The sequence below is a fragment of the Spirillospora sp. NPDC048911 genome (assembly GCF_043198015.1).
Taxonomy (GTDB): domain Bacteria; phylum Actinomycetota; class Actinomycetes; order Streptosporangiales; family Streptosporangiaceae; genus Spirillospora.
Map to the genome: position 1 here is coordinate 729867 of NZ_JBICUD010000005.1, position 20701 is coordinate 750567.

Annotated in this window: 21 protein-coding genes and 1 pseudogene; 6 read left to right on the forward strand and 16 right to left on the reverse strand. The window is 71.1% G+C overall.

Going from position 1 to position 20701, the window contains the following annotated elements:
- Positions 1 to 62 precede the first annotated feature (62 nt).
- On the reverse strand, positions 63 to 1559 hold the full coding sequence (gene guaB / locus ACGFNU_RS26170; RefSeq protein WP_392597605.1) for an IMP dehydrogenase: 1497 nt from the start codon (positions 1557 to 1559) through the stop codon (positions 63 to 65).
- Between the two features lie 310 nt (positions 1560 to 1869).
- On the opposite strand from guaB, the gene ACGFNU_RS26175 reads away from it, so the two are divergent.
- Positions 1870 to 2259, forward strand: coding sequence for a DUF5319 domain-containing protein (locus ACGFNU_RS26175; protein WP_392597606.1), 390 nt, complete (start codon positions 1870 to 1872; stop codon positions 2257 to 2259).
- Between the two features lie 70 nt (positions 2260 to 2329).
- On the opposite strand, the gene ACGFNU_RS26180 is transcribed toward ACGFNU_RS26175, so the two are convergent.
- The 4 genes from ACGFNU_RS26180 to groES all read right to left on the reverse strand — a co-directional run bounded on the left by ACGFNU_RS26180 (position 2330) and on the right by groES (position 6142).
- Positions 2330 to 3172: a hypothetical protein gene (locus tag ACGFNU_RS26180; RefSeq protein ID WP_392597607.1), complete on the reverse strand. Its 843-nt coding sequence runs from the start codon at positions 3170 to 3172 to the stop codon at positions 2330 to 2332.
- On the reverse strand, positions 3169 to 3771 hold the full coding sequence (locus ACGFNU_RS26185; protein WP_392597765.1) for a sigma-70 family RNA polymerase sigma factor: 603 nt from the start codon (positions 3769 to 3771) through the stop codon (positions 3169 to 3171). Before ACGFNU_RS26185 ends, ACGFNU_RS26180 begins: the two co-directional genes overlap by 4 nt.
- A 326-nt stretch (positions 3772 to 4097) precedes the next feature.
- On the reverse strand, positions 4098 to 5726 hold the full coding sequence (groL, locus tag ACGFNU_RS26190; RefSeq protein ID WP_392597609.1) for a chaperonin GroEL: 1629 nt from the start codon (positions 5724 to 5726) through the stop codon (positions 4098 to 4100).
- Positions 5727 to 5830: 104 nt separating this feature from the next.
- On the reverse strand, positions 5831 to 6142 hold the full coding sequence (gene groES, locus ACGFNU_RS26195) for a co-chaperone GroES (RefSeq protein ID WP_392597766.1): 312 nt from the start codon (positions 6140 to 6142) through the stop codon (positions 5831 to 5833).
- A 249-nt stretch (positions 6143 to 6391) separates the two neighbouring features.
- Here groES and ACGFNU_RS26200 point away from each other — a divergent pair, with 249 nt between their 5' ends.
- The 4 genes from ACGFNU_RS26200 (at position 6392) to ACGFNU_RS26215 (ending at position 10989) form a co-directional block, all read left to right on the forward strand.
- Complete coding sequence (locus tag ACGFNU_RS26200) at positions 6392 to 7648, forward strand: SAM-dependent methyltransferase (RefSeq protein ID WP_392597610.1); 1257 nt, start codon at positions 6392 to 6394, stop codon at positions 7646 to 7648.
- A gap of 160 nt (positions 7649 to 7808) precedes the next feature.
- Positions 7809 to 8015 (forward strand): zf-TFIIB domain-containing protein, encoded by a 207-nt coding sequence (locus tag ACGFNU_RS26205; RefSeq protein WP_392597611.1) that lies wholly within the window; start codon positions 7809 to 7811, stop codon positions 8013 to 8015.
- 192 nt (positions 8016 to 8207) lie between these two features.
- Complete coding sequence (locus ACGFNU_RS26210) at positions 8208 to 9824, forward strand: hypothetical protein (RefSeq protein ID WP_392597613.1); 1617 nt, start codon at positions 8208 to 8210, stop codon at positions 9822 to 9824.
- Between the two features lie 214 nt (positions 9825 to 10038).
- Positions 10039 to 10989, forward strand: coding sequence for a phosphotransferase family protein (locus tag ACGFNU_RS26215; protein ID WP_392597614.1), 951 nt, complete (start codon positions 10039 to 10041; stop codon positions 10987 to 10989).
- A 26-nt stretch (positions 10990 to 11015) separates the two neighbouring features.
- Here ACGFNU_RS26215 and tsaD read toward each other — a convergent pair whose 3' ends face one another.
- The 10 genes and pseudogenes from tsaD to ACGFNU_RS26265 all read right to left on the reverse strand — a co-directional run.
- Positions 11016 to 12053 (reverse strand): tRNA (adenosine(37)-N6)-threonylcarbamoyltransferase complex transferase subunit TsaD, encoded by a 1038-nt coding sequence (tsaD, locus tag ACGFNU_RS26220; protein ID WP_392597616.1) that lies wholly within the window; start codon positions 12051 to 12053, stop codon positions 11016 to 11018.
- Positions 12050 to 12550 carry a ribosomal protein S18-alanine N-acetyltransferase gene (rimI, locus tag ACGFNU_RS26225; RefSeq protein ID WP_392597618.1) on the reverse strand — a complete coding sequence of 167 codons (501 nt, stop codon included), beginning with the start codon at positions 12548 to 12550 and terminating at the stop codon, positions 12050 to 12052. The genes tsaD and rimI overlap by 4 nt, the downstream gene beginning before the upstream one ends.
- Positions 12547 to 13329, reverse strand: coding sequence for a tRNA (adenosine(37)-N6)-threonylcarbamoyltransferase complex dimerization subunit type 1 TsaB (tsaB, locus tag ACGFNU_RS26230; protein WP_392597620.1), 783 nt, complete (start codon positions 13327 to 13329; stop codon positions 12547 to 12549). The genes rimI and tsaB overlap by 4 nt, the downstream gene beginning before the upstream one ends.
- A 90-nt stretch (positions 13330 to 13419) precedes the next feature.
- Positions 13420 to 14373 carry a hypothetical protein gene (locus tag ACGFNU_RS26235; RefSeq protein ID WP_392597622.1) on the reverse strand — a complete coding sequence of 318 codons (954 nt, stop codon included), beginning with the start codon at positions 14371 to 14373 and terminating at the stop codon, positions 13420 to 13422.
- Positions 14374 to 14514: 141 nt separating this feature from the next.
- A complete protein-coding gene (tsaE, locus tag ACGFNU_RS26240; RefSeq protein ID WP_392597768.1) occupies positions 14515 to 14949 on the reverse strand; it encodes a tRNA (adenosine(37)-N6)-threonylcarbamoyltransferase complex ATPase subunit type 1 TsaE in 435 nt (144 codons plus the stop codon).
- 38 nt (positions 14950 to 14987) lie between these two features.
- On the reverse strand, positions 14988 to 16070 hold the full coding sequence (locus ACGFNU_RS26245) for an alpha/beta fold hydrolase (protein WP_392597624.1): 1083 nt from the start codon (positions 16068 to 16070) through the stop codon (positions 14988 to 14990).
- Positions 16071 to 16125: 55 nt separating this feature from the next.
- The gene (gene alr / locus ACGFNU_RS26250; RefSeq protein WP_392597626.1) at positions 16126 to 17256 is read right to left on the reverse strand and encodes an alanine racemase; all 1131 of its coding nucleotides are present in this window, start codon (positions 17254 to 17256) and stop codon (positions 16126 to 16128) included.
- Between the two features lie 57 nt (positions 17257 to 17313).
- Positions 17314 to 18768, reverse strand: coding sequence for an NAD(P)H-hydrate dehydratase (locus tag ACGFNU_RS26255; protein ID WP_392597628.1), 1455 nt, complete (start codon positions 18766 to 18768; stop codon positions 17314 to 17316).
- Positions 18765 to 19163, reverse strand: a complete 399-nt coding sequence (locus tag ACGFNU_RS26260; RefSeq protein WP_392597630.1) for a holo-ACP synthase — start codon at positions 19161 to 19163, stop codon at positions 18765 to 18767. The genes ACGFNU_RS26255 and ACGFNU_RS26260 overlap by 4 nt, the downstream gene beginning before the upstream one ends.
- A gap of 64 nt (positions 19164 to 19227) precedes the next feature.
- Positions 19228 to 19731: pseudogene (locus ACGFNU_RS26265) on the reverse strand (DUF5753 domain-containing protein); the annotation flags it as partial.
- Between ACGFNU_RS26265 and ACGFNU_RS26270 the strand changes: the two are divergent.
- Entirely contained in the window at positions 19655 to 19918 is a 264-nt protein-coding gene (locus ACGFNU_RS26270; protein ID WP_392597632.1) for a DUF397 domain-containing protein, read from the forward strand. The pseudogene ACGFNU_RS26265 and the gene ACGFNU_RS26270 sit on opposite strands and share 77 nt — an antisense overlap.
- A gap of 50 nt (positions 19919 to 19968) precedes the next feature.
- Here ACGFNU_RS26270 and ACGFNU_RS26275 read toward each other — a convergent pair whose 3' ends face one another.
- Positions 19969 to 20637 carry a hypothetical protein gene (locus ACGFNU_RS26275; protein WP_392597633.1) on the reverse strand — a complete coding sequence of 223 codons (669 nt, stop codon included), beginning with the start codon at positions 20635 to 20637 and terminating at the stop codon, positions 19969 to 19971.
- Positions 20638 to 20701: the final 64 nt, after the last annotated feature.

The window sequence follows — 20701 nt, forward strand, 5'->3', positions numbered from 1 at the left end:
CCGTGACCGCGAACCGGAAAGCCGGTTCTTCGGTCACGGCGGGAAAAGCCGACCTCGTCAGGTTACCGGCCCTGGTAGTTGGGGGCCTCAACGGTCATCTGGATGTCGTGCGGGTGGCTCTCGCGCAGCCCGGCCGCGCTGATCCGCATGAGCTGGCCGTGCTCCTGGAGCTCGGCGATGGTGCGCGCCCCGGCGTACCACATCGACTGGTGGAGGCCGCCGACGAGCTGGTGCGCCACGTTGGCCAGCGGGCCGCGGTAGGGCACCTGGCCCTCGACGCCCTCGGGGATCAGCTTCTCCTCGGCGCTGACGTCGGCCTGGGCGTAGCGGTCCTTGGAGTAGGAGGCGCCGCGCTCGCGGTTGCGCATGGCGCCGAGGGAGCCCATGCCGCGGTACGACTTGTACTGCTTGCCGTGGACGAAGATCAGCTCGCCGGGGGACTCCTCGATGCCGGCCAGCAGGCTGCCGAGCATCACGGTTTCGGCGCCGGCCACGATGGCCTTGGCGATGTCGCCGGAGTACTGCAGGCCGCCGTCGCCGATGACCGGCAGGCCGGCCTCCTTGGCCGCGCGGGCCGCCTCGAAGATCGCGGTGATCTGCGGAACGCCCACGCCCGCGACGACGCGGGTGGTGCAGATGGAGCCGGGCCCGACGCCGACCTTGACGCCGTCGGCACCGGCCTCGGCGAGCGCCTTGGCCCCGGCGTAGGTGGCGACGTTGCCGCCGACCACGTCGACCCGGGCGTTCGCCTTGATCTTGGCGATGGTGTCGGCGACGCCCTTGGAGTGGCCGTGCGCGGTGTCGACGATGATGACGTCCGTGCCCGCCTCGATGAGCGCCTGGGCCCGGCGGACCGCGTCCTCGCCGACGCCGACCGCGGCGGCGACGATCAGCCGGCCATCGGCGTCCTTGGTGGAGTCGGGGTACTGCTCGCTCTTGGTGAAGTCCTTGACCGTGATGAGCCCGCGCAGCCGGCCCTCGCCGTCCACCAGCGGCAGCTTCTCGATCTTGTTGGTGGCCAGCAGGGTGAACGCGTCGTCCTTGGAGACGTCGACCGGGGCGGTCACCAGCGGCATCGGGGTCATGACCTCGCGCACCGGGCGCGAGTGGTCGGTCTCGAAGCGCATGTCGCGGTTGGTCACGATGCCGACCAGCACGCCGCGCACGTCGGTCACCGGCACGCCGGAGATGCGGTAGGTGGCGCACAGCTCCTCGACGTCGGCGAGCGTGGCGTCGGGCAGGCAGGTCACCGGATTGGTGATCATCCCGGCCTCGGAGCGCTTGACCCGGTCGGCCTCGGCGGCCTGCTCCTCGACCGACATGTTGCGGTGCAGCACGCCGATGCCGCCCTGGCGGGCCATCGCGACCGCGGTACGGGACTCGGTCACCGTGTCCATCGCGGCCGACACCAGCGGGATGCGCAGCGAGATGTTGCGGGTGAGCCGGGTCGTGGTGTCGGCCTCACCCGGCTGGAGGTCGGAATAGCCCGGCAGCAGCAGCACATCGTCAAAGGTCAGGCCCTGCGGGAGGAACTTCGCGGACTCGACTGCGGGGTTCATGACGACCTTTCCAGTAGTCGTGGGCGGCATGCGCTTGGGGAACAGTGCAGGTCACGGCGGCCTGCTCCCATGGTAGGGCGTCCGCCGGCCGCGGGCCCGCCGCTTACGCGCGCGAGAAGCGTGGCGTTGATGACACCCCGTAACGCCGGGCACGGGCCCCAGAATTCCCCATCAATGCGCAAAGAATCATCCGTCCGGCCGCAAAGAATCCTTCTCCGGGGCAATTCGGAACGGGCATGACGTGGGCCCGTTCACGCTCGGAAGGGGCGGGGGGTGCACTTGGGAGGGCGTCGCGCAGTAGCGTGGGGGTGTGCACGACGATGCCCCGCTCGATCCGTTCGCCGGCGATCCCGAGGACCCGGCGGCGTCGCTCGGCGACCCCGGCGAGGAGATCGCGCCGCTCAGCGTGGCGGAACGCGAGGACGTGCTGGCCGATCTCGCCGACCTCGAGGTCTTCCGGGCCCTCCTCGAACCCCTCGGCGTGCGCGGGCTGACCGTCGACTGCGGCGACTGCGGCAAGCTGCACTACATCGACTGGGACCTGCTGCACGGCAACCTGCGGCACCTGCTCGACCAGGGCCTGCCCCGCGTGCACGAGCCCGCGCTGGCGCCCGACCCGGTCGACTACGTGAGCTGGGAGTACGCCCGCGGCTATGTCGACGGCGTCATCGACAGCGAAGAGGGCCGCGAGGACGGCTGACCCCTGACGCGGCGGCCGTCGGCCATGGCGCATCGGCCTGAGCGGCCATGCCGGTCAGCGGTGGAGACGGTCAGCGGTCACGGCGGTCGCGGTAACGGTCGAGCCGCTTCTGGGCCTGCCTGCGGATGTCGTCCAGCTTCCTGCGGGTGTCGTCACCGTCGTCGGCCTTGGGCTCCCGGAACGGCCAGTCGCCGGGGTTCTGGCGACGGGGTCTGGGCGGCAGGAGATCTTCGAGCTTGCCCTTGATGTCCTCGATCTGCTTGCGGACCGGATCGGGATCGGGTCCCTTTCCCGCCGGGCGTACCTGGACCGGGACCCCGGGCCTGGTGCCGGGCGTGGTGGCGGGCGGGCCGTCCGGTGCGGTCTGGCGGCTCTTGGGCGTGAGCCGGTCGGCGTGCGGCTCCTCGGAGACCTTGGGCGTCTTCGGGGCGGGCGCGGCGTGACCGGCCGACTCGCCCCCCGCGGCGGCGACGCCGGTGCCGGCGAGGACGACGCCCACGACGCCGAGGGCGACGAACGTGCGCGAGCCACGGCGCCGGGTGCCCGCGGCGGCTTGATCTGCCTGTGCCTGTGCCTGTGCCTCCGCCTCCTCGTCCGTGGCCTGGTCGGCGGCCTTGCCCGGCAGCGCGTCGGGCCCTGTGGCGGGGCCGATGCCCAGACCGGCGTCGACGTCGGCGACCAGCGCGTGCAGCAGGCGGACGGCGGGATCGCCGGACGCGCGGTCACCCGGCGCGCTGGACGGTGACACGGCCTCAAAGGCGGCAATGCGGCGGGCGGCCAGTTCGTCGAAGAGGGCGTCCGTACGGCGGACGGCGCCCAGATCCGCTCCCGGCGCCGGGCTCCCGGGCACCGGGGCCGCGCCGGACGTCGAAGGCTCGGCCGGATCCGGGGCGCCGTGGCTCCGCTCCGTCAAGCGATCGACTCCTCTCGTGCCATCGCGCGGAGCTGGGCCAGCGCCCGGTGCTGCGCGACGCGTACCGCCCCCGCGGACATGCCCAGCACATTACCGGTCTCCTCCGCCGACAACCCCGCCACCACCCGCAGCAACACCAGCTCACGCTGGTGGTCGGGCAGGCGGGTCAGCAGATCGCGGGCGCGCTGCGCCTCGATGTAGCGCACGACGGTCTCTTCGGGACCCGGCCGGTCGTCCGGCCCGTCCGGGAGATCCTCGGTCGGCACGGCCGCCCGCACCGCGCTGCGCAGCGCGTCGGCGATCTTGTGCGCGGCGATGCCGAACACGAACGAGGCGAAGGGACGGCCCATGTCGCGGTAGCGGGGCAGCGCGGACAGGACCGCGATGCACACCTCCTGGGCCACGTCGTCGGCGATGTGGTACTGCCCGGAGACCCGCCCCAGGCGGGCCCGGCAGTAGCGGACCACCATCGGGCGGACGTGCCCGATGAGCACCTCGATCGCCCCCGGGTCGCCCTGGACGGCGAGGCTCGTCAGCTCCTTGAGGTCGCCTTCGTCGGCCCGGCCCGGAACGGCGGCGGCCGAACGGACGACCCGCACCCCGCGTCCGGCGTCGGGAGCCGCCGGAGGGGCGTTTCCTCCGGAATGCTCGGTAGCGCGCGCGGTCGTGGTCCCGGCGAAAGCTCCCTCGGTCACGAAAGCATGATGCCCAGCGGGGTCCGGCCTGTCTCCCCCGTCCACGACAACGGAATGGTCACAGTGCGGGGACGAACCTTCTGATATGACACAACGCGGTCATTCAACCGCGTGCGGTTCGGCACACAGGCGAAAGGCCCCCACCCGGACGGGTGGGGGCCTTCGCTCCGATCGTTCAGCCGATCACCGGCGAGCCGGTGGTCGGCGGCCGTCGATCAGTTGGCCGTTGATCAGTGGCCGTGCCCGTGGCCGTGGCCGTGACCGCCGCCGGCGGCCTCGTCGGCCTCCTCCGGCTTGTCCACGACCAGCGCCTCGGTGGTGAGCAGCATGCCCGCGATCGACGCGGCGTTGGTGACGGCCGAACGGGTCACCTTCACCGGGTCGATGACGCCCTGGGCGACCAGGTCGCCGTACTCGCCGGTCGCGGCGTTGTAGCCGTGCCCGGCGGGCAGCTCCCGCACCTTGGAGACGACGACGTAGCCCTCCTGGCCGGCGTTCTCGGAGATCCAGCGGGCCGGCTCGACCAGGGCGCGGCGCAGGGCCTCGGCACCGGTGGCCTCGTCGCCGCTGAGGCCGAGGGCGTCGAAGCCCTCCTTGGCCACGTGCACCAGGGCGCTGCCGCCGCCGGACACGATGCCCTCCTCGATCGCCGCGCGGGTCGCCGAGATGGCGTCCTCGAGGCGGTGCTTCTTCTCCTTCAGCTCCACCTCGGTGGCGGCGCCGACGCGCAGCACGCAGACCCCGCCGGCCAGCTTGGCCAGGCGCTCCTGCAGCTTCTCGCGGTCCCAGTCGGAGTCGCTGTTCTCGATCTCGACCTTGATCTGGTTGATCCGGGCGCTGATCTCGTCCTGCGAGCCCTCACCGTCGACGACCGTGGTGGCGTCCTTGGTGACGGTGATCCGGCGGGCCCGGCCGAGGTCGTCCAGGCCGATGCCGTCGAGCTTGAGACCGATGGCCTCGCTGACGACCTGGCCGCCGGTGAGGGTGGCCATGTCGCCGAGCATCGCCTTGCGGCGGTCGCCGAAGCCGGGCGCCTTGACGGCGACCGACGTGAAGGTGCCGCGGATCTTGTTGGCCACGAGCAGCGCCAGGGCCTCGCCCTCGACGTCCTCGGCCACGACCAGCAGCGGCTTCTTGGTCTGGGCGACCTTCTCGGCCAGCGGCAGGAACTCCTGCACGTTGGAGATCTTGCCGTCGACGATCAGCACGTAGGCGTCCTCCAGGACGGCCTCCATGCGCTCGGCGTCGGTCACCATGTGCGGCGACAGGTAGCCCTTGTCGAACTGCAGGCCCTCGGTGAACTCCAGCTCCAGGCCGAAGGTGTGGGCCTCCTCGACGGTGATGACGCCGTCCTTGCCGACCTTCTCGAACGCCTCGGCGATCAGCTCGCCGATCTTGGCGTCCTGCGCGGAGATCGTCGCGACACCGGCGATGTCGCTCTTCTCCTCGATCTCGCGCGCGGACTTGAGGAGCTGGTCGGACACGAACTGCGCCGCCGCGTCCATGCCCCGCTTGAGGCTCAGCGGCGAGGCGCCGGCGGCCACGTTGCGGATGCCCTCGCGCACGAGCGCCTGGGCGAGCACGGTCGCGGTGGTGGTGCCGTCACCGGCGATGTCGTTGGTCTTGGTCGCGACTTCCTTGGCGAGCTGGGCGCCCAGGTTCTCGTAGGGGTCCTCCAGCTCCACCTCGCGGGCGATGGTGACGCCGTCGTTGGTGATGGTCGGCGCGCCGAACTTCTTGTCGATGACCACGTTGCGGCCGCGCGGGCCGATGGTCACCTTGACCGCGTCCGCGAGGGCGTTCACGCCGCGCTCAAGAGCCCGGCGAGCGTCCTCGTCGAATTCCAGAATCTTCGCCATACGGATAACTCCCAAACTCCGTTGTACGGCAGACACGTCATGCGAGCGCCCCGGACCCGCCCCTGTTTCGGGCGGATCCGGGGCGTCGCATCACATCTCGGTGATTACTTCTCGACGATCGCGAGGACGTCGCGAGCCGAGAGCACGAGGTACTCCTCGTTGTTGTACTTGACCTCGGTGCCCCCGTACTTGCTGTAGAGCACGACGTCGCCGACGGACACGTCGAGCGGCACGCGCTCGCCCTTGTCGTCGACGCGTCCCGGGCCCACCGCGAGGACGGTGCCCTCCTGGGGCTTCTCCTTCGCGGTGTCGGGAATGACCAGGCCCGACGCGGTGGTGGTCTCGGCCTCGAGCGGCTGGACCACGATGCGGTCCTCAAGCGGCTTGAGAGCAACCTTGGTGGCGGTCGTCACGATCTGACCTCCCCTTCGTGGTGTCCTCGACCGGCCTCGGCGAGGCCGGTCGCGCATGTGGCAGAAGAGGCGACCCTGGACCGGCCTGTCGTCGCGGGTGCCAGACCGACCTTTGTGTCGCTGTGTGGTTGGCACTCTCACGTGGAGAGTGCCAGTCATGGAGACTATGCAATCGCCGGTAACCCGTCAACACGAACACGGTCAACCCCTGGGGCGTCTTCCGGTGTTCATCGCGGCGCTACCGTCCACCGTATGGACATCGCGGCGTTCTCGAACCTTCTGACCCCGTCCGGCCAGGCGGTTCTGGCGGAGGCGGCGGGCGCGGACCTCAGCGAGAACGGGCTCATCACCACCGCCTCCCGGCTCCGTGAGCACCATCACGCCGACCTCGTCGCCGCCGCCCTCACCCAGGTGCGCCTCCGCGAGCGCGCACGCGCCAAGTTCGGCGAGGACGCCGCCCGGATGTACTTCACCCCGGCGGGGCTGGAGCAGTCCACCCGAGCCTCCGTGGCCGCGTACCGGGCCCGCCGCTTCGCCACATCGGTCTCGTCCGCCTCGACGCTGGAGCTCGGGTGCGGGATCGGCGGCGACCTCATCGCCCGGGCGCGCGCGGGGCTGCGCGGCGTGGGGGTCGAGCTCGATCCGCTGACGGCCGCGGTGGCGCGGGCGAACGTCGCCGCGTTCGGGCTCGGCGAGCTGGCCTCAGTCCGCGAGGGTGACGCCACGCGGGAGGATCCCGGCGGGTACGGGACGGTGTTCGCCGACCCGGGCCGGCGGACGGCGCGCGGGCGGGTCTTCGACCCCAGGTCGTACGAGCCGCCGCTGGACACGGTGCTGGAGCTGGCGGGACAGGTGGGCGGCGCCTGCGTGAAGGTGGCGCCCGGCATCCCGCACGAGGCGGTCCCGGCCGGCGCCGAGGCCGAATGGATCTCGGTCGGCGGTGAGGTCAAGGAGGCCGCGCTGTGGCTCGGTGACCTCGCCGGGGACGTACGCCGCCGGGCCACGCTGATGACAGAGGAAAAACTGATCACAGAGGGGGACCGGGCGTCCGTCGAGACGCTGACGCCCGACCCCGGGCTGGGCGATCCGGCCGTACGCGAGTGGGGGCGCTACCTGTACGAGCCGGACGGGGCCGTCATCCGGGCCCATCTGGTCGCCGAGGTGGCGGCGCGGGTGAACGGCGGGCTCGCCGACCCGCTGATCGCCTACGTGACCTCCGACGACCTCGTCCCGACCCCGTTCGCCGCCGCCTACGAGATCGAGGACGTCCTGGGGTTCTCGCTGAAGCGGCTGAAGGCCGAGCTGCGGCGCCGCGAGGTCGGCGTCCTCACGATCAAGAAGCGCGGCTCGGCGGTCGACGTCGACCGGCTCCGGCGCGACCTCGGTTTCGCGCGGCGGGCCCCCAGGGGCGCGAAAGAGATGACGCTCGTTCTGACCCGGGTCGCCGCGGCGCCGATCGCGCTGTTGACGCGCCCGGTGAGCCATCGGGCCCTTAATCAATCCCAATGATCTCCGCGCGGCCCGAGAATGCCAAGCGACCACGCGCAACGCGCCATGACAGAGCAAATACTGAGCACTTTCCGGCATTGCGCTGACTATCGTTCGCGGGTGACCGGCAAGCTCGTATGGACCAGGCCGGGAAACGGCACCGCTTGATCAGGAGATGGCGATGCACTGCCCCAAATGCCATGCGGGAATGGTCGGCTACCAGCGCGACGGCATCCTGATCGAGCAGTGCACGTCCTGCCGGGCCGTGCTGATAGGCGAATACGAGCTGGTCAAGCTGGTGGAGACCTGCGGCTGCACGCTGCCGCCGCCGCTCCCCACCAACGGGCACGGCGGACGGCACTATGAGGGACGCCATCGCCGGAATTAAGCAGATCACCCGAATCGCCGCACTCATGGTGATCGACGATGTTCCGCACCACTCGGGTAAGACGTCCATTCCAGCGAACGAGCAATCTTCTCCGCTCCCTCTCATAAGCACGCTGTAGAAGCACTACAGTTGGCCCCTCACGATTCATTGCCGCGTGTTATTTCACCGCGTCGGCACACGAAGGAGCAACGGGTGGAAACGAATCACAACTTCCTGCAGACGGGGGGTCAACCGGTCTCGGATCGGATGCGGGAGTTGCTCGCCCGTGCGGCGCAGGACCACGTCTATGAACAGCGCTCACAGGGTCAGGTCCTGGATGAGATACGCCAGCGACTGGAAGGTATGGAGTGGCTGCTCCGGGAGGTCCGGGAGCGGGAGCTCAACGGGCTGACGGGGCAGCTCGACAACGTGCGCGGGCAGGTCGACGAACTGACCAGCAAGCCGCCGGAGTGGGCCGAGGGCCTCGCCGAGCACATCGAGGCGGTGGGCGAGCGGGTCAAGCCCGTCGCCGAGTTGCCGGCGCTCTGGGCCGACGTGGGCGTCGTCGCCGAGAACGTCGACGAGGGCCTGACGCGGCTCCAGTCGGTGCTGGAGTCCGCGCAGAACATCACCGACGCCACCCAGCAGGCGTCGCAACGGATGGAGGAGATGACCAAGCGCCTGGACAAGCTCCAGGGCAGCATGGAGGCGGCCTCCGTCCGTTTCAACCGGCTCGACAAGTCGCTGGCCGAGCTGGGCCACCGGGCCGAGAAGCTCGAACACTCGATCAACGGGGTCACCACCCGGGTCGACCAGTCGGTGGGCGAGATGGCCGACCGGGTCGAGCAGGGGCTGGAGGCCGTCAACGGCCGGGTCGAGGGAGTCGGGGGCCGGCTGGACGGCCTCGACGGACGTCTGGACGGGCTCGATGGCCGCCTCGAGGGGCTGTCGGGCAAGCTGAACGGGCTGGACGGGCGGTTCGAGGGCATCGACGACCGGATCGACGGCGTCAACGACCGGATCGGCCGGCTCCCCGCCACCCTGGAGATCTCCGAGCTGCACCGCAAGCTGGGCGAGCTGGCCCAGCGACCGGTGATCGACCACAGCGACCGCTTCGACGCGCTGGAGAAGCATCTCGTCGACGCGGTCAATCCGCTGATCGAGGAGTTGCGCGCCCGGCCGGACCGGGACGAGGTCAAGGCGACCATGTCCCAGATCGCCGAGACGGCCTACAGCGACGTCGCCAAGCGGATGGACGAGTTCTCCAAGCGGTTCGAGAACGTTCACGAGGACGTGCGCAAGCGCATCGAGGGCATCCACGAGGAGGTCACCAAGAAGGTCGACGGCGTCCTGGAGGAGTTCACCACCCAGGTGGACATCGTCTCCCGGCGGGTCGAGTCGCTGCACATCGACGTCACCAAGCAGGTGGAGTCGGTGCACAACGAGGTCTCGCGCCAGGTCACCGGCGTGCACGACGACGTCTCCAAGCGGATCGACAACATCCACGAGGACGTCACCAAGCAGGTCGACAGCATCCACGAGGACGTCTCCAAGCGGGTGGGCGGCGTCCAGGAGGAGTTCGCCAAGCGCGTGGAGGGCATGCACGACGAGGTGACCCGCCGCGCCAAGGACGTCCAGGCCGAGGTCGGCAAGCGGTTCGAGGGCGTCCAGGAGGAGGTCGGCAAGAAGGTCGACAACGTCCACCACGACGTCAGCAAGCAGGTGACGGCCGTGCACGAGGACGTCCTCAAGCGGCTCTCGACGCTGGAGGAGACCATGCTGGCGCTGGCCGAGGCGCTGCTGCGCCCCCGCCGCGAGGGCAAGGAGTAACACGTGCCGAGACACGCCCTCGCCGGCGGTCCGCATTGATCACGGGTGGGCGGGGCGCTCAGACGGGCGCCCCGCCCACCTTCATCGCTTCGTCAAGAGACCGCCAAGGCGGCGGCACGGAAGAGATTCTTCCTCCAAGAAAGGGCGAGGACGTGCGTTTCGTTACGTTCCGTCTTCGCAAAATCACTCTCAATACCCATCGGAATCCGTTTTCATGGATGTCGTGACCCAGAGCCCGGCTGTCTACCTTCCGATCGGCGCCCCGCCCAGCCGCACCACGCTGCGCTGGGTCGAGGAGTGCCTCGGCCAGGGCGCCGAGGTCAGGATGATCCGCCCCCTGGCGGGCGGCGTCGCCCACGTCAACCACGCGCTCCTCGTCGAGAGCCGCGCGGGCAGCGCCCACCGGCTCGTGCTCCGCCGCTGGCTGCCCCCTGACCCGGCCGGCCCGCAGGACGCCCGCCCCGCCGGGGGCGGGCCGGACTTCTCACCCGAACGCGAGATCGCCGCGCTGGCCCTGCTGGCCGGCGCGCAGATCCCGACCCCCGCCCTGGTCGCCGCCGACCCCGCCGGCGCCTACTGCGACGCTCCCGCGCTGCTCATCACCCGGCTGATCGGGCACCCGCCCCGGCCGGCCCCCGACGACCTGCCCGAATACCTCATCCAGCTCGCCGCGGCGCTGCTCGGCGTGCACGCGCTGAACGGCGCGTCCACGATGCCGCCGTACGTCCCGTACAACCGGCTCGCCCTGCGCACCCCGCCCCGGCACGCGGTCCGCACCGAGCTGTGGCAGCGCGCGTACGACATCGCGTCGAAGCCCGCGCCGGACGCGCCGTCCCGCTTCATCCACCGCGACTACCAGCCGGACAACACGCTGTGGTCGTACGGGCGGCTCACCGGCGTCGTCGACTGGTCGGACGCCTCGTACGGGCCGATCGCCGTCGACATCGCGCGGATGCGGCTGAGCCTGGTGCTGCGTTACGGAAGGCCCGTGGCCGACCGGTTCCTGGCGGCGTTCGACCAGGTGTCCGGCGGCTACCCGCACGACCCGTACTGGGACGTGCGGTGCCTGCTCGACCTGCTGCCGGAGGCGCCCGGCCGGATCCTCGACGAGGCCCACGTGCCGCTCATCGAGGACTACTTGGCCGTCCTGCTCGCCGAGCTCTAGCTGAGACGGCTCGCCAGACCGGCTCGCTAGACCATGACGTGCTCGATCGGCAGGCTGGAGTCGGCCGGCAGATCGAGCTCGGACGGGGCCTTCCCTGAGGCGACCAGCTCCGAGCCCAGCGCGGCCACCATGGCGCCGTTGTCGGTGCAGAGCTTGGGCCTCGGCACGCGCAGCCGCACACCGGCGGCGTCGCACCGTTCCTGGGCGAGGGCCCGCAGCCGGGAGTTGGCCGCGACGCCGCCGCCGATCAGCAGGTCGTCCACGCCGTTGTCCTTGCAGACCTTCAGCGCCTTGTGGGTGAGGACGTCGACCACGGCCTCCTGGAACGAGGCGGCCACGTCCGCGACCGGCACCGGCTCGCCGGCGCGTTCCCTCGCCTCGACCCAGCGCGCCACGGCCGTCTTGAGGCCGGAGAACGAGAAGTCGTAGGTACCGTCGGCGTACTTGCCGCGCGGGAACGCGATCGCGGCCGGATCGCCGTCGCGGGCCATCCGGTCGATCACCGGGCCGCCGGGGAAGCCGAGGTCCAGGACCCGGGCGACCTTGTCGAACGCCTCGCCCGCCGCGTCGTCCACGGTCGAGCCCAGCGGCCGCACGTCGGTGGCCACGTCGGGCACCAGCAGCAGCGAGGAGTGGCCGCCCGAGACCAGCATGGCCACGCACGGCTTGGGCAGCGGGCCGTGTTCGAGCTGGTCGACGGCCACGTGCGCGGCCAGGTGGTTGACGCCGTACAGCGGCTTGCCGAGGGACAGCGCGTAGGCCTTGGCGGCGGCCACGCCGACCATCAGCGCGCCCGGCAGCCCCGGACCCGCGGTGACCGCGAACGCGTCGATGTCGGCGAACGCCACCCCGGCGTCGGCCAGCGCCCGCTCCACGGTGGGCGTCATGGCCTCCAGGTGGGCGCGCGACGCCACCTCCGGCACGACGCCGCCGAACCTGGCGTGCTGCTCCACGCTGGAGGCGATCGAGTCGGCCAGCAGCGTGTGGCCGCGGACGACGCCGACGCCGGTCTCGTCGCAGGAGGTCTCGATGCCCAGCACGAGGGGCTCGGAGTCTCGGATCATGATTGCTCCCGGGAGAAGCCGACGGGCGCCCGGCGCACAATTGAGAGCTCACGCCGCATCACGATGGCGTCCACATCGGACGGCTGGTAGTAACGCTTGCGAACGCCGACGCGCTCGAAGCGGAACCGCTCGTACAACCGGCGGGCCGCGTCGTTGTCGGCGCGCACCTCCAGGAAGACGGCCTCGCTGGCGCGGCGGACCGCCTCGTCGAGCAGCTCGGTGAGCAGCGCGGCCCCGATGCCGGCGCCCCGGCGGTCGGCCCGCACGCCGATGGTCTGCACGTCCGCCTGCCCGCCCGCGGCCGACAGGCCCGCGTAGCCGACGATCTCCCGGCCGTCCGTTTCGGCGACCACGTAGTGGCGGGTGCGCGGCTGGTCGGCCAGCTCGCCGCGGAGCATCTCCTCGCTCCACGCGTCCTCGGGGAACAGCTCGTGCTCCAGCCGCAGAACGGCCGGCAGATCGTCGGCGGTCATGCCGCGCAGGAGGAACGTCGTCATGGCCGCGCTCCGCTCGGCGGCGTCGCGGGGCTTGTGGGGGACGCGGGGCTCGGCGGGGACGCGGGGCTCGGCGGGGACGCGGGGCTCGGCGGCGTCGCGGGCGTCACCTTCTTGCGCGGCCCCGGCTCCTTGGCGTCGGGACGCCGCAGGTAGAGCGGCTCAGGCGGAAGCAGCCCGGGCCCGACGCCGCCCGACAGGCGGGTCACCGCCAGCTCCGCCAGCGCGGTCGCCGTGGGCAGCAGCGGCGTGGGGTCCTGGCCGGGCGTGCCCAGCACGTCGGGGTAGAGCGCCGCGCCCTCACCGATCACCGGCAGATCGTCCGGGCCGCCTTCGCGCACGTCGGTGGCCGGGCCTACGGCGGGCTCGGTCGTGCGGAGGCCCGCCGAGTCGTAGCGGGCCCAGTAGACCTCCTTGCGCCGGGCGTCGGTCGCCACGGCGAACGGCGTCATCCGGCCCGAGGCCCAGGCGATCACGTCCAGCGTGCACACGCCGTGCACCGGGACGCGCAGTGCCTCGCCCATGGCCCGCGCGGTGACCAGGCCGACCCGGAGACCTGTGTAGGGGCCGGGGCCGACGCCCACCGCCAGCGCGCTGAGGTCCTCCGGAGCCGCCCCCGCCTCGGCCAGCACGGCCGCGATCGAAGGGGTGAGCAGCTCGGTATGCCGACGCGGATCGACCGCCTCGGTCGCCGCGCGGCCGACGATCCCCTCGCCCGGAGACCACTCGTACAGCGCCACGGTGACCGCGGCGGTCGCGGTGTCGAAAGCCAAGACCAGCACGAACTAAGAGCTTAGTGCTTCCGATCGGTCACTTTCACGGCCTCGTCCCCTTCGCGGGGCGGGGCGGATCCGGCCGGCGGCGGCGCCCGGTCAGCCGGCGTTGAGGCCGGTCACCGCGCTCTTCGCGGCTTCCAGGGCGCCGTCGATGGCGTTGGACGCGCTCAGCGGCGAGCCCTTGTTGGAGCCCGAGTAGTGAACTGTCACCAGCACGTTGACGACGCGGACGTTGGCGATGGCCTCGCCCGACCCCTGGTTGTCGTTTCTGCTGTAAACGACATAGCCGTCGTCGCCGACATCGGTGAGCCGGCGCTTCTCGGTCAGCTCCTGGGTGGCCAGCAGGGCCTTGCCGGACTCGTCCGCCTTGCGCTCGTCCTCGAAGGAGGCGCGGGCGGCGTCGGTGGGGCCCTGGACGCCCGTCGCGGCGATCGCGCGCAGTTCCACGGTCAGCTGGCGCTTGCGGTCACCGAGGTAGGCGCCCCAGACGCACTGGTTCTGCCGGTCGTTGCTCTGGTAGTTGTCGGCCTGGGTGCGGTCGGCCTTGGGGGCGAGCCGGCCCGCCAGCTCGTCGCCGATCAGCTCGCACGCGTCGGGCACGAGCGACCGTTCGCCCTTGGTCATGGGCGTGCTGTCGGACGCGCCGCTGTTGGAGACCTCGCCACCGCTCTGCTCGCGGGCGCCCACGCCGAGCCCGCTCACGATCGCGACGGCGGCCAGCACGCAGGCCGCCGTGCCGGCCACCACGCCCGCCAGGGCGAAGGCCAGGCGGCGGCTCCGCTGCTTCTCCCGGACGATGCGGTGGCTCCCACTACCCGTCCGGCGACTCCCGGTATCGCGCGTCGGGCGGGGGCCGGTGTCGCCCATGCTGTTCGGTCCGGTGGCGTACATCCCCCCAGGCCCGGTCTCACGAACCCCGGCAGGGCCGGTGTCGCGCATCGGGTAGCCGCCGCTTCCCGCCGGAGGGCGCGGGCCGACATCGGCAGGGCGATAGGCCCCGCTGTCCGCGCCGTCGGCACGGTGATTCCCGTTGCGATGATTCCCGCTCACCGGTCCCACTCCCGCCCGAGGAAATCTTCTGTGTCGCGAAGGTGAGGTTCGTTCCGGCAAAGAGTACGACATGTAACCGTAAAGTGGCCCTGTCCCACTTACGGAAAATTGCGAGGGTTTCTCAGAGATCCCGAGGCCGCATCAGGCCAGATCGTCCCCCAGGTGGGCCCATCGCTCGCCCACACCGGTGATGCGCACCGACCGTTCCTCGGATCCCTCGTCATGCCCCCGAGAAATGATCACTTCTAGCCGATCTTCGGTCAGCCCCTCGGCGAGGCCCTCGCCCCATTCCACGATCGTGATCGATTCGGCCACCGACGCGTCCAGATCAAGATCGTCGAGTTCGGCGAACCCGCCCAGCCGGTAGGCGTCCACATGCACCAGCGGCGGCCCGCCGCACAACGAGGGATGCACCCGCGCGATCACGAACGTCGGCGAGGTGATCGGCCCGCGGACCTTGAGCCCCTCCCCGATCCCCTGCGTGAGCGTCGTCTTGCCGGCCCCGAGGTCCCCGGTGAGCACCAGCAGGTCGCCGGCCCGGACCAGCCCGGCCAGCCGGAGCCCCAGCTCCCGCATGTCCGCGGCGGTGGGCACGGCCACGTTCAACGGCTCGCTCACGCGGTGCGCTCCTCGCGTCGGGGCAGGACCCGTTCGATCAGGCGGCGCAGCCCGCCGGTGACCACGCCCGGGTATTCGAGCGGCAGCACATGGCCGGCGTCGCCCACCTCGACCAGCTCGGCGTCGGGATGCAGCTCGGCGATGCGGCGGCCGTGCGCGGCGGGCGTCAGCCGGTCTTCGCCGCCGACCAGGACGAGTGCGGGGACGCGGCCGATCGTCTCCAGCGCGGCCGACTTGTCGTGCGAGATCAGCGCCGGGTAGAACTCCGCGATCACGTCGATCGGGGTCGTCCTGATCATCTGCTCGAGGAAGTCGACCACGGTCGGGCTGACGTACTTGTCGGCGAACGCCATCTTGCGGGTGACCATGAAGGCGATGTCGGACCCGTACCCGCGTGCCCGGTCCACGAGCGCCGCGCGGCGGCCGAGGCCGCGCAGGGTCGACGGGGCCAGCGGCCGGATCACCTTGGCCAGCACCAGCGGCAGGCCCAGCGTCATCTCGGCGAGGTCCCCGGAGGACGTGTTGACCAGCGCCACGGCCTTGATCTGGCTCCCGAAAAGATCCGGATGCGCCGCCGCCAGCGCCATGATCGACATGCCGCCCATGGAGTGCCCGACGAGGATCACCGGTTCGTTCGGGCGGACCGTCGCGCGCAGCACCGCGTGCAGGTCGGCGCCGGTCTGGTCGATCGTGGCGTGCGTGGGCTTGCTGCGGCCGGACCGGCCGTGGCTGCGCTGGTCCCAGAAGACCATCCGCGGCTTGACGCCCTTGGCCGCGAGATCGCGTCGCTGGTAGTGCCACGCGTCCTGGTTGAGCGTGTAGCCGTGGCAGAACACCACGGTCAGCGGCGCGTCGTCCGGCCCGTCGATCTCGACGTGCAGCGGCAGGCCGTCGTCGGCCAGCACCGTCAGCCCCCGGCCGCGCAGCTCGCCGAACGGCTCGCCCGCGTCCGGGTCGGGGCGCAGCCGGACCCGGCCGACCGCCAGGTGCCGCAGCCCGACCGCGGCTCCCACGCCGGCCGCGCCGACGCCCGCCACGGCGCCGACGACGCCGATCCTGCGCCTGTTCTTGCTGTTCATCGTCTGCCTTGCCTGCCTTTCGGGGTGCGACCCCCAGACCCCCGTGACCTGCCCGTCACGTCTCGGAAACGCCGCCCTCGTACACCCTGGGCACCCGGGACCCGATGCGGGTGACGATCTCATACGAGATCGTGCCGAGCGCGTCCGCCCAGTCCTGGGCGGTCGGCTCGCCCCGGTCCCCCGGGCCGAACAAGATGATCTCGTCCCCGGCGGACAGGGTGTCGTCCCCCAGGTCGATGACGAACTGGTCCATGCACACCCGCCCGGCGATCCGGCGGCGCGCGCCGCCCGCGAACACCTCCAGCAGGCTCGAACCGTGCCGCGGGATCCCGTCGCCGTACCCGGCCGGCACCAGCGCCAGGGTCGTCTCCCGGTCGGTGACGTAGGTGTGGCCGTACGAGACGCCGCTGCCCGCCGGGACCCGCTTCACCAGGGCGGCATCCGCGGTGAGCGTCATGGCCGGCCGGAGCCCGAACGTCCCGATCTGCGGCACGGGCGTCAGCCCGTACATGGCGATGCCCGGCCGCACAAGATCGAAGCGGGCCTCCGGCAGGGTCAGGATGGCGGCCGAGTTGGAGAGGTGCCTGACCTCGGGCCGGACGCCCGTCTTCTCCGCGTGCTCGACGAGCTCCTTGAAGACCCCGAGCTGGCGCGCGACCGAGGGGTGGCCGGGCTCGTCGGCGCACGCGAAGTGCGAATAGAGCCCCACGACCCGCAGGTGCCCGGCGGCCTCGGCCTTGAGCGCCGCGTCCACGAGCGCGGACCAGTCCGCCGCCGTCGCCCCGCCGCGGCCCATCCCGGTGTCGGCCTCAAGGTGAATCCTCGCCGGCCGTCCGGCCCGTTCGGCCGCCGCGGCGATCTCCTCGACCAGCCAGGGGACGTTCGCGGTCAGATCGACGTCCAGCGCGATCGCCTCGTCGTACGGCTCGCCCGGCACGCCCAGGCAGACCATCGTCCGCGCGGTCACCCCGGCCCGCCGCAGCTCCAGCGCCTCGGCGAGCTTGGCGACGCCCAGCCAGGTGGCCCCGCCCGCCAGCGCGGCCTGGGCGGCGGGCACCAGACCGTGACCGTACGCCTCGGCCTTGATCATGGCCATGACGTCGACGCCACCGGCCCGTTCCCGCAGCAGCGAGACGTTGTGCCTGATGGCGGCGAGATCGATGCGCGCCTGCGCTGGACTCCTCATAGTCACCCAGTGTGCCGGTCCGGCGGCCGTGGATGGCCACTGTTCCCCGTGAACGCCTTATCCCCCTTGGACGCGGTCGCTCCCCGCCAGGTTCATCCGGAAGGCATCGGGCAGGGCGGTGACGACATCGAACGCGCTGATCGGCGCCGAACCCTCCGAAGCGTGCCGCGCGGCGAGCCCGTGCAGATAGGCCCCGGCCGTAGCGGCGTCCAGAGCCTGCATCCCACCGGCCAGCAAGGCGCCGATCAGCCCCGACAGCACATCTCCCGTCCCCGCCGTGGCAAGGCGCGGCGTCCCAGTGGGATTGACCCGCACCGGCCGATCCTCCTCGGCGACGAGCGTCGTCGACCCCTTCAACAGCACCACCGCGGAAAGCTCGGCCGCCGCCCGCCGGACATGCTCCAGCCGCCGCGCCTCGATGAGGCCTCGCTCGACCCCGATCAACCGGGACAGCTCCCCCGCGTGCGGTGTGAGGACGGTGGGCGCCTCTCGTCGCAGCAGATCCTTGCGCCGCGCCAGGATCGTCAACCCGTCCGCGTCCACCAGCGCGGGAAGATCCGTCCTCAGAACAGCCTCGACCAGCGCCTCACCATCCGCGCCCGTGCCCAGCCCCGGTCCCACGACCCAGGCCTGCACCCGCCCGACTTTTTCCAGGCCATCCCCAGGCTGAATCTCAGCCGTCACGACCTCGGGCCACCGATGCCTCACGACCTCCACGGCATGCGGCACCGAGGCGAACCGGACCATCCCCGCGCCCCCGTGCACGGCCCCACCCGTACTCAAGACAGCAGCCCCGGTGAACGCATCGCTCCCGGCCAGGATCCCGACCACGCCCCGCCGGTACTTGTCGGACTCCGGCCCGGCCTCAGGCGGCCGGACATCCCCCGACCAAGCAGCGACCACATCCGGATCAGGCAGATCGAGCCCGATATCGACCAGCTCCACAACCCCACAGAACGCGGCCCCGGGATCAATCAACAACCCCGGCTTATACGTCCCAAACGTGACCGTCACATCGGCCCGGACAGCATCGCCCTCCACACACCCAGTACTGGCGTCGACACCACTAGGCACGTCACAGGCCACCACGAGCCGAGCCTCCGAAGCCCGCCGAGCCAACACCGCATAAGGCTCCCGGAGACCCCCCGTCCCCCCGATTCCGGTCAGCCCGTCAATCACCAGATCGGCGTCCTCGATCGAAGCATCCCCCAACCGCCCCCCAGCCCCCCGCAAAGCAGCCAGCCCCGCCTCATGGACCTTCGAACCCGCCGCCACCGCGGTCACCCTCGCCCCCCGCCTCGCGAGCCGCGCCCCCGCAAAAAGCGCATCGCCCCCGTTGTCGCCGCCCCCCACGAGCAGCACAACGTCAGCCCCATAAACCCGCGGCAGCAACCGAACACACACAGCAGCCAGCCCAGCCGCGGCCCGCTGCATCAACGTGCCCTCCGGCACCCGCGCCATCAGGGCCTGCTCAGCAGCCCGCACCTTGCCGACCTCGTGCGCGTACCTCATCCGATCTCCCCTTCAGCGATCACGACCGCCGTGGCGATACCCCCGTCATGACTAAGCGAGACATGCCACCGCCTTACCCCCCGCTCAGCCGCAGCCGCCGCCACGGTCCCAGAGACACACAAGACAGGCCGCCCACTCTCCTCCCGCCGCACCTCAGCATCAGTCCACAACAACCCGCGAGGCGCACCCAGAGCCTTGGCCAGCGCCTCCTTGGCCGCGAACCTCGCCGCCAGCGACCGCCCCGGCAACCCCCGCTCCCCCTCGGTGAACAACCGCGTCAACAACCCCGGCGTCCGCGCCAGCGACCGCTCGAACCGAGCGATGTCCACAACATCGATCCCCACACCCACGATCACAACCCCACCCTGCCTCACCGAGCCCCCACCGCTCAGCATTGACCCGCTGAATGAATTCGACAGAGCGAACCGCGTCCAAGCTGCGCTCGACAAGCCACTCGAACTCGCGCCGGTATTCGTGGGCCACGGTCTCGTCCTGGATCTGGCTGGACGTCCGGCTCTCGGTATGGACCATCGCGGGGAACGTCATCCCGTACGCGGGGGCGTATTCCAGCAGGATGAACGTGCTCAAACCAGCGCCGTGATCCGCGTCCAGCGGCAGAACCCTGAGCTCGATATTGGGCAACGCCGCCAGCCCGACCAGCCGATCCAGTTGCTGGCGCATGACACCGCCGTCCCCCACGCGCCGCAATAGAACGGCTTCGTCGAGAACGACCGTCAGCGGCAGGGAACACGGCGGCTCGATCAGCCGCTGCCGCCGCAAGCGAACCTGCACGTACCGCTCAATGGCAGCAGGTGGACGCGGCATGACCTCGTCCCAGCCAAGGACGAGCCGGCGGGCATAGTCCTCGGTCTGGAGGAGCCCATCGATGAAGGACGCGGTCGCGGACACCGAATTGTCCGCCGAGCCCAAGCGCGTTGAATTGTCGCCCACCAGCCGGCTCACCCGCTGGCAGAGAAGTCAGGCCTGCCAGGCCAGCAATGGCTGCCTGGAACTGGCGGGCTTCACTACGGGAGTGGCCGGCGCGCGCGACAGCGTCCTTGGCGACGAAAGCCCCGCCCTCACTTTCGGGCAGGATGAGATGCGCGCGCTCTTCACTCGCATCAAAGCCGGGGAGCTAGACCTGGGCTAGCCGCCGTAGCGACTGAGGGATGGCACGGCCGCCATTCTCGTGCCGCGGTTTCAGGCGGCGGAGGGGTTTCTGTTGGGGAGGGTTGTGAAGTGGGGGTCTTCGGCTGCTAGGCGGAGGGCTTCTGTGGGGACGTGGATCCAGCCTTGGCGGCGGCGGCCGGCTACCTTGACACGGACGTCGGGCTGGTAGGTCTCCGGGGAGATGCCGTCGTAGCCGTGTTTCACGATGGTCTGGTAGATCTCCTCGGAGACGACCAGGACGAGGGGTGCCGGGACGTTTTCGAGGCACTTCTTGAGGGGGCGGGCGTCGAGGAGGCGGCAGGCCACGTCGAGGGCTTCGCCGAAGTAGCCGTAGGGGTCTCGGTGGATCTCGCCGGCGTGCACGACGGCGCGGAGGCGGAGGCCTCGGCGGGGCCATTCGTCGGGCGGGAGGCTCAGGTTGTAGTCGACCAGCTGCCGGGCGAGCTCGGGGATGAGGCGGCTCAGCAGGTAGGTCTTGGGCACCCCGTCGTCGGGCTGGATCAGGGCGAGCACACCGTCGCCGCGGTCCTCGAAGGGGTCGCACTGCCGCGGGCCGATGCCGGCATGGGCCATGGCCTGGCCCAGCATGCGGTAGACGTGGCCGCGCAGCTCTCCTTTGATCGGGTTGGTCCGGAGCGGGCTGGTCGACCTCTCCATGTCGACGGCCAGAATGCTCCGGTGCAGGGGGAGATTGTCCACCGGACCCTCCATTCTCCGGCTGGTGAGCCGGCCAACGTTCGAGGGAAGCCCGGCGAGGCTCCGT

Bases quoted from the DNA above. Each gene is read 5' to 3' on its own strand.
- guaB (WP_392597605.1), bottom strand. From the start codon at position 1,559: ATGAACCCCGCAGTCGAGTCCGCGAAGTTCCTCCCGCAGGGCCTGACC.
- groL (WP_392597609.1), bottom strand. From the start codon at position 5,726: ATGGCGAAGATTCTGGAATTCGACGAGGACGCTCGCCGGGCTCTTGAG.
- ACGFNU_RS26200 (WP_392597610.1), top strand. From the start codon at position 6,392: ATGGACATCGCGGCGTTCTCGAACCTTCTGACCCCGTCCGGCCAGGCG.
- ACGFNU_RS26205 (WP_392597611.1), top strand. From the start codon at position 7,809: ATGCACTGCCCCAAATGCCATGCGGGAATGGTCGGCTACCAGCGCGAC.
- ACGFNU_RS26215 (WP_392597614.1), top strand. From the start codon at position 10,039: ATGGATGTCGTGACCCAGAGCCCGGCTGTCTACCTTCCGATCGGCGCC.
- tsaD (WP_392597616.1), bottom strand. From the start codon at position 12,053: ATGATCCGAGACTCCGAGCCCCTCGTGCTGGGCATCGAGACCTCCTGC.
- rimI (WP_392597618.1), bottom strand. From the start codon at position 12,550: ATGACGACGTTCCTCCTGCGCGGCATGACCGCCGACGATCTGCCGGCC.
- tsaE (WP_392597768.1), bottom strand. From the start codon at position 14,949: ATGCGGGAGCTGGGGCTCCGGCTGGCCGGGCTGGTCCGGGCCGGCGAC.
- ACGFNU_RS26245 (WP_392597624.1), bottom strand. From the start codon at position 16,070: ATGAACAGCAAGAACAGGCGCAGGATCGGCGTCGTCGGCGCCGTGGCG.
- alr (WP_392597626.1), bottom strand. From the start codon at position 17,256: ATGAGGAGTCCAGCGCAGGCGCGCATCGATCTCGCCGCCATCAGGCAC.
- ACGFNU_RS26255 (WP_392597628.1), bottom strand. From the start codon at position 18,768: ATGAGGTACGCGCACGAGGTCGGCAAGGTGCGGGCTGCTGAGCAGGCC.
- ACGFNU_RS26260 (WP_392597630.1), bottom strand. From the start codon at position 19,163: ATGCTGAGCGGTGGGGGCTCGGTGAGGCAGGGTGGGGTTGTGATCGTG.
- ACGFNU_RS26270 (WP_392597632.1), top strand. From the start codon at position 19,655: ATGAAGGACGCGGTCGCGGACACCGAATTGTCCGCCGAGCCCAAGCGC.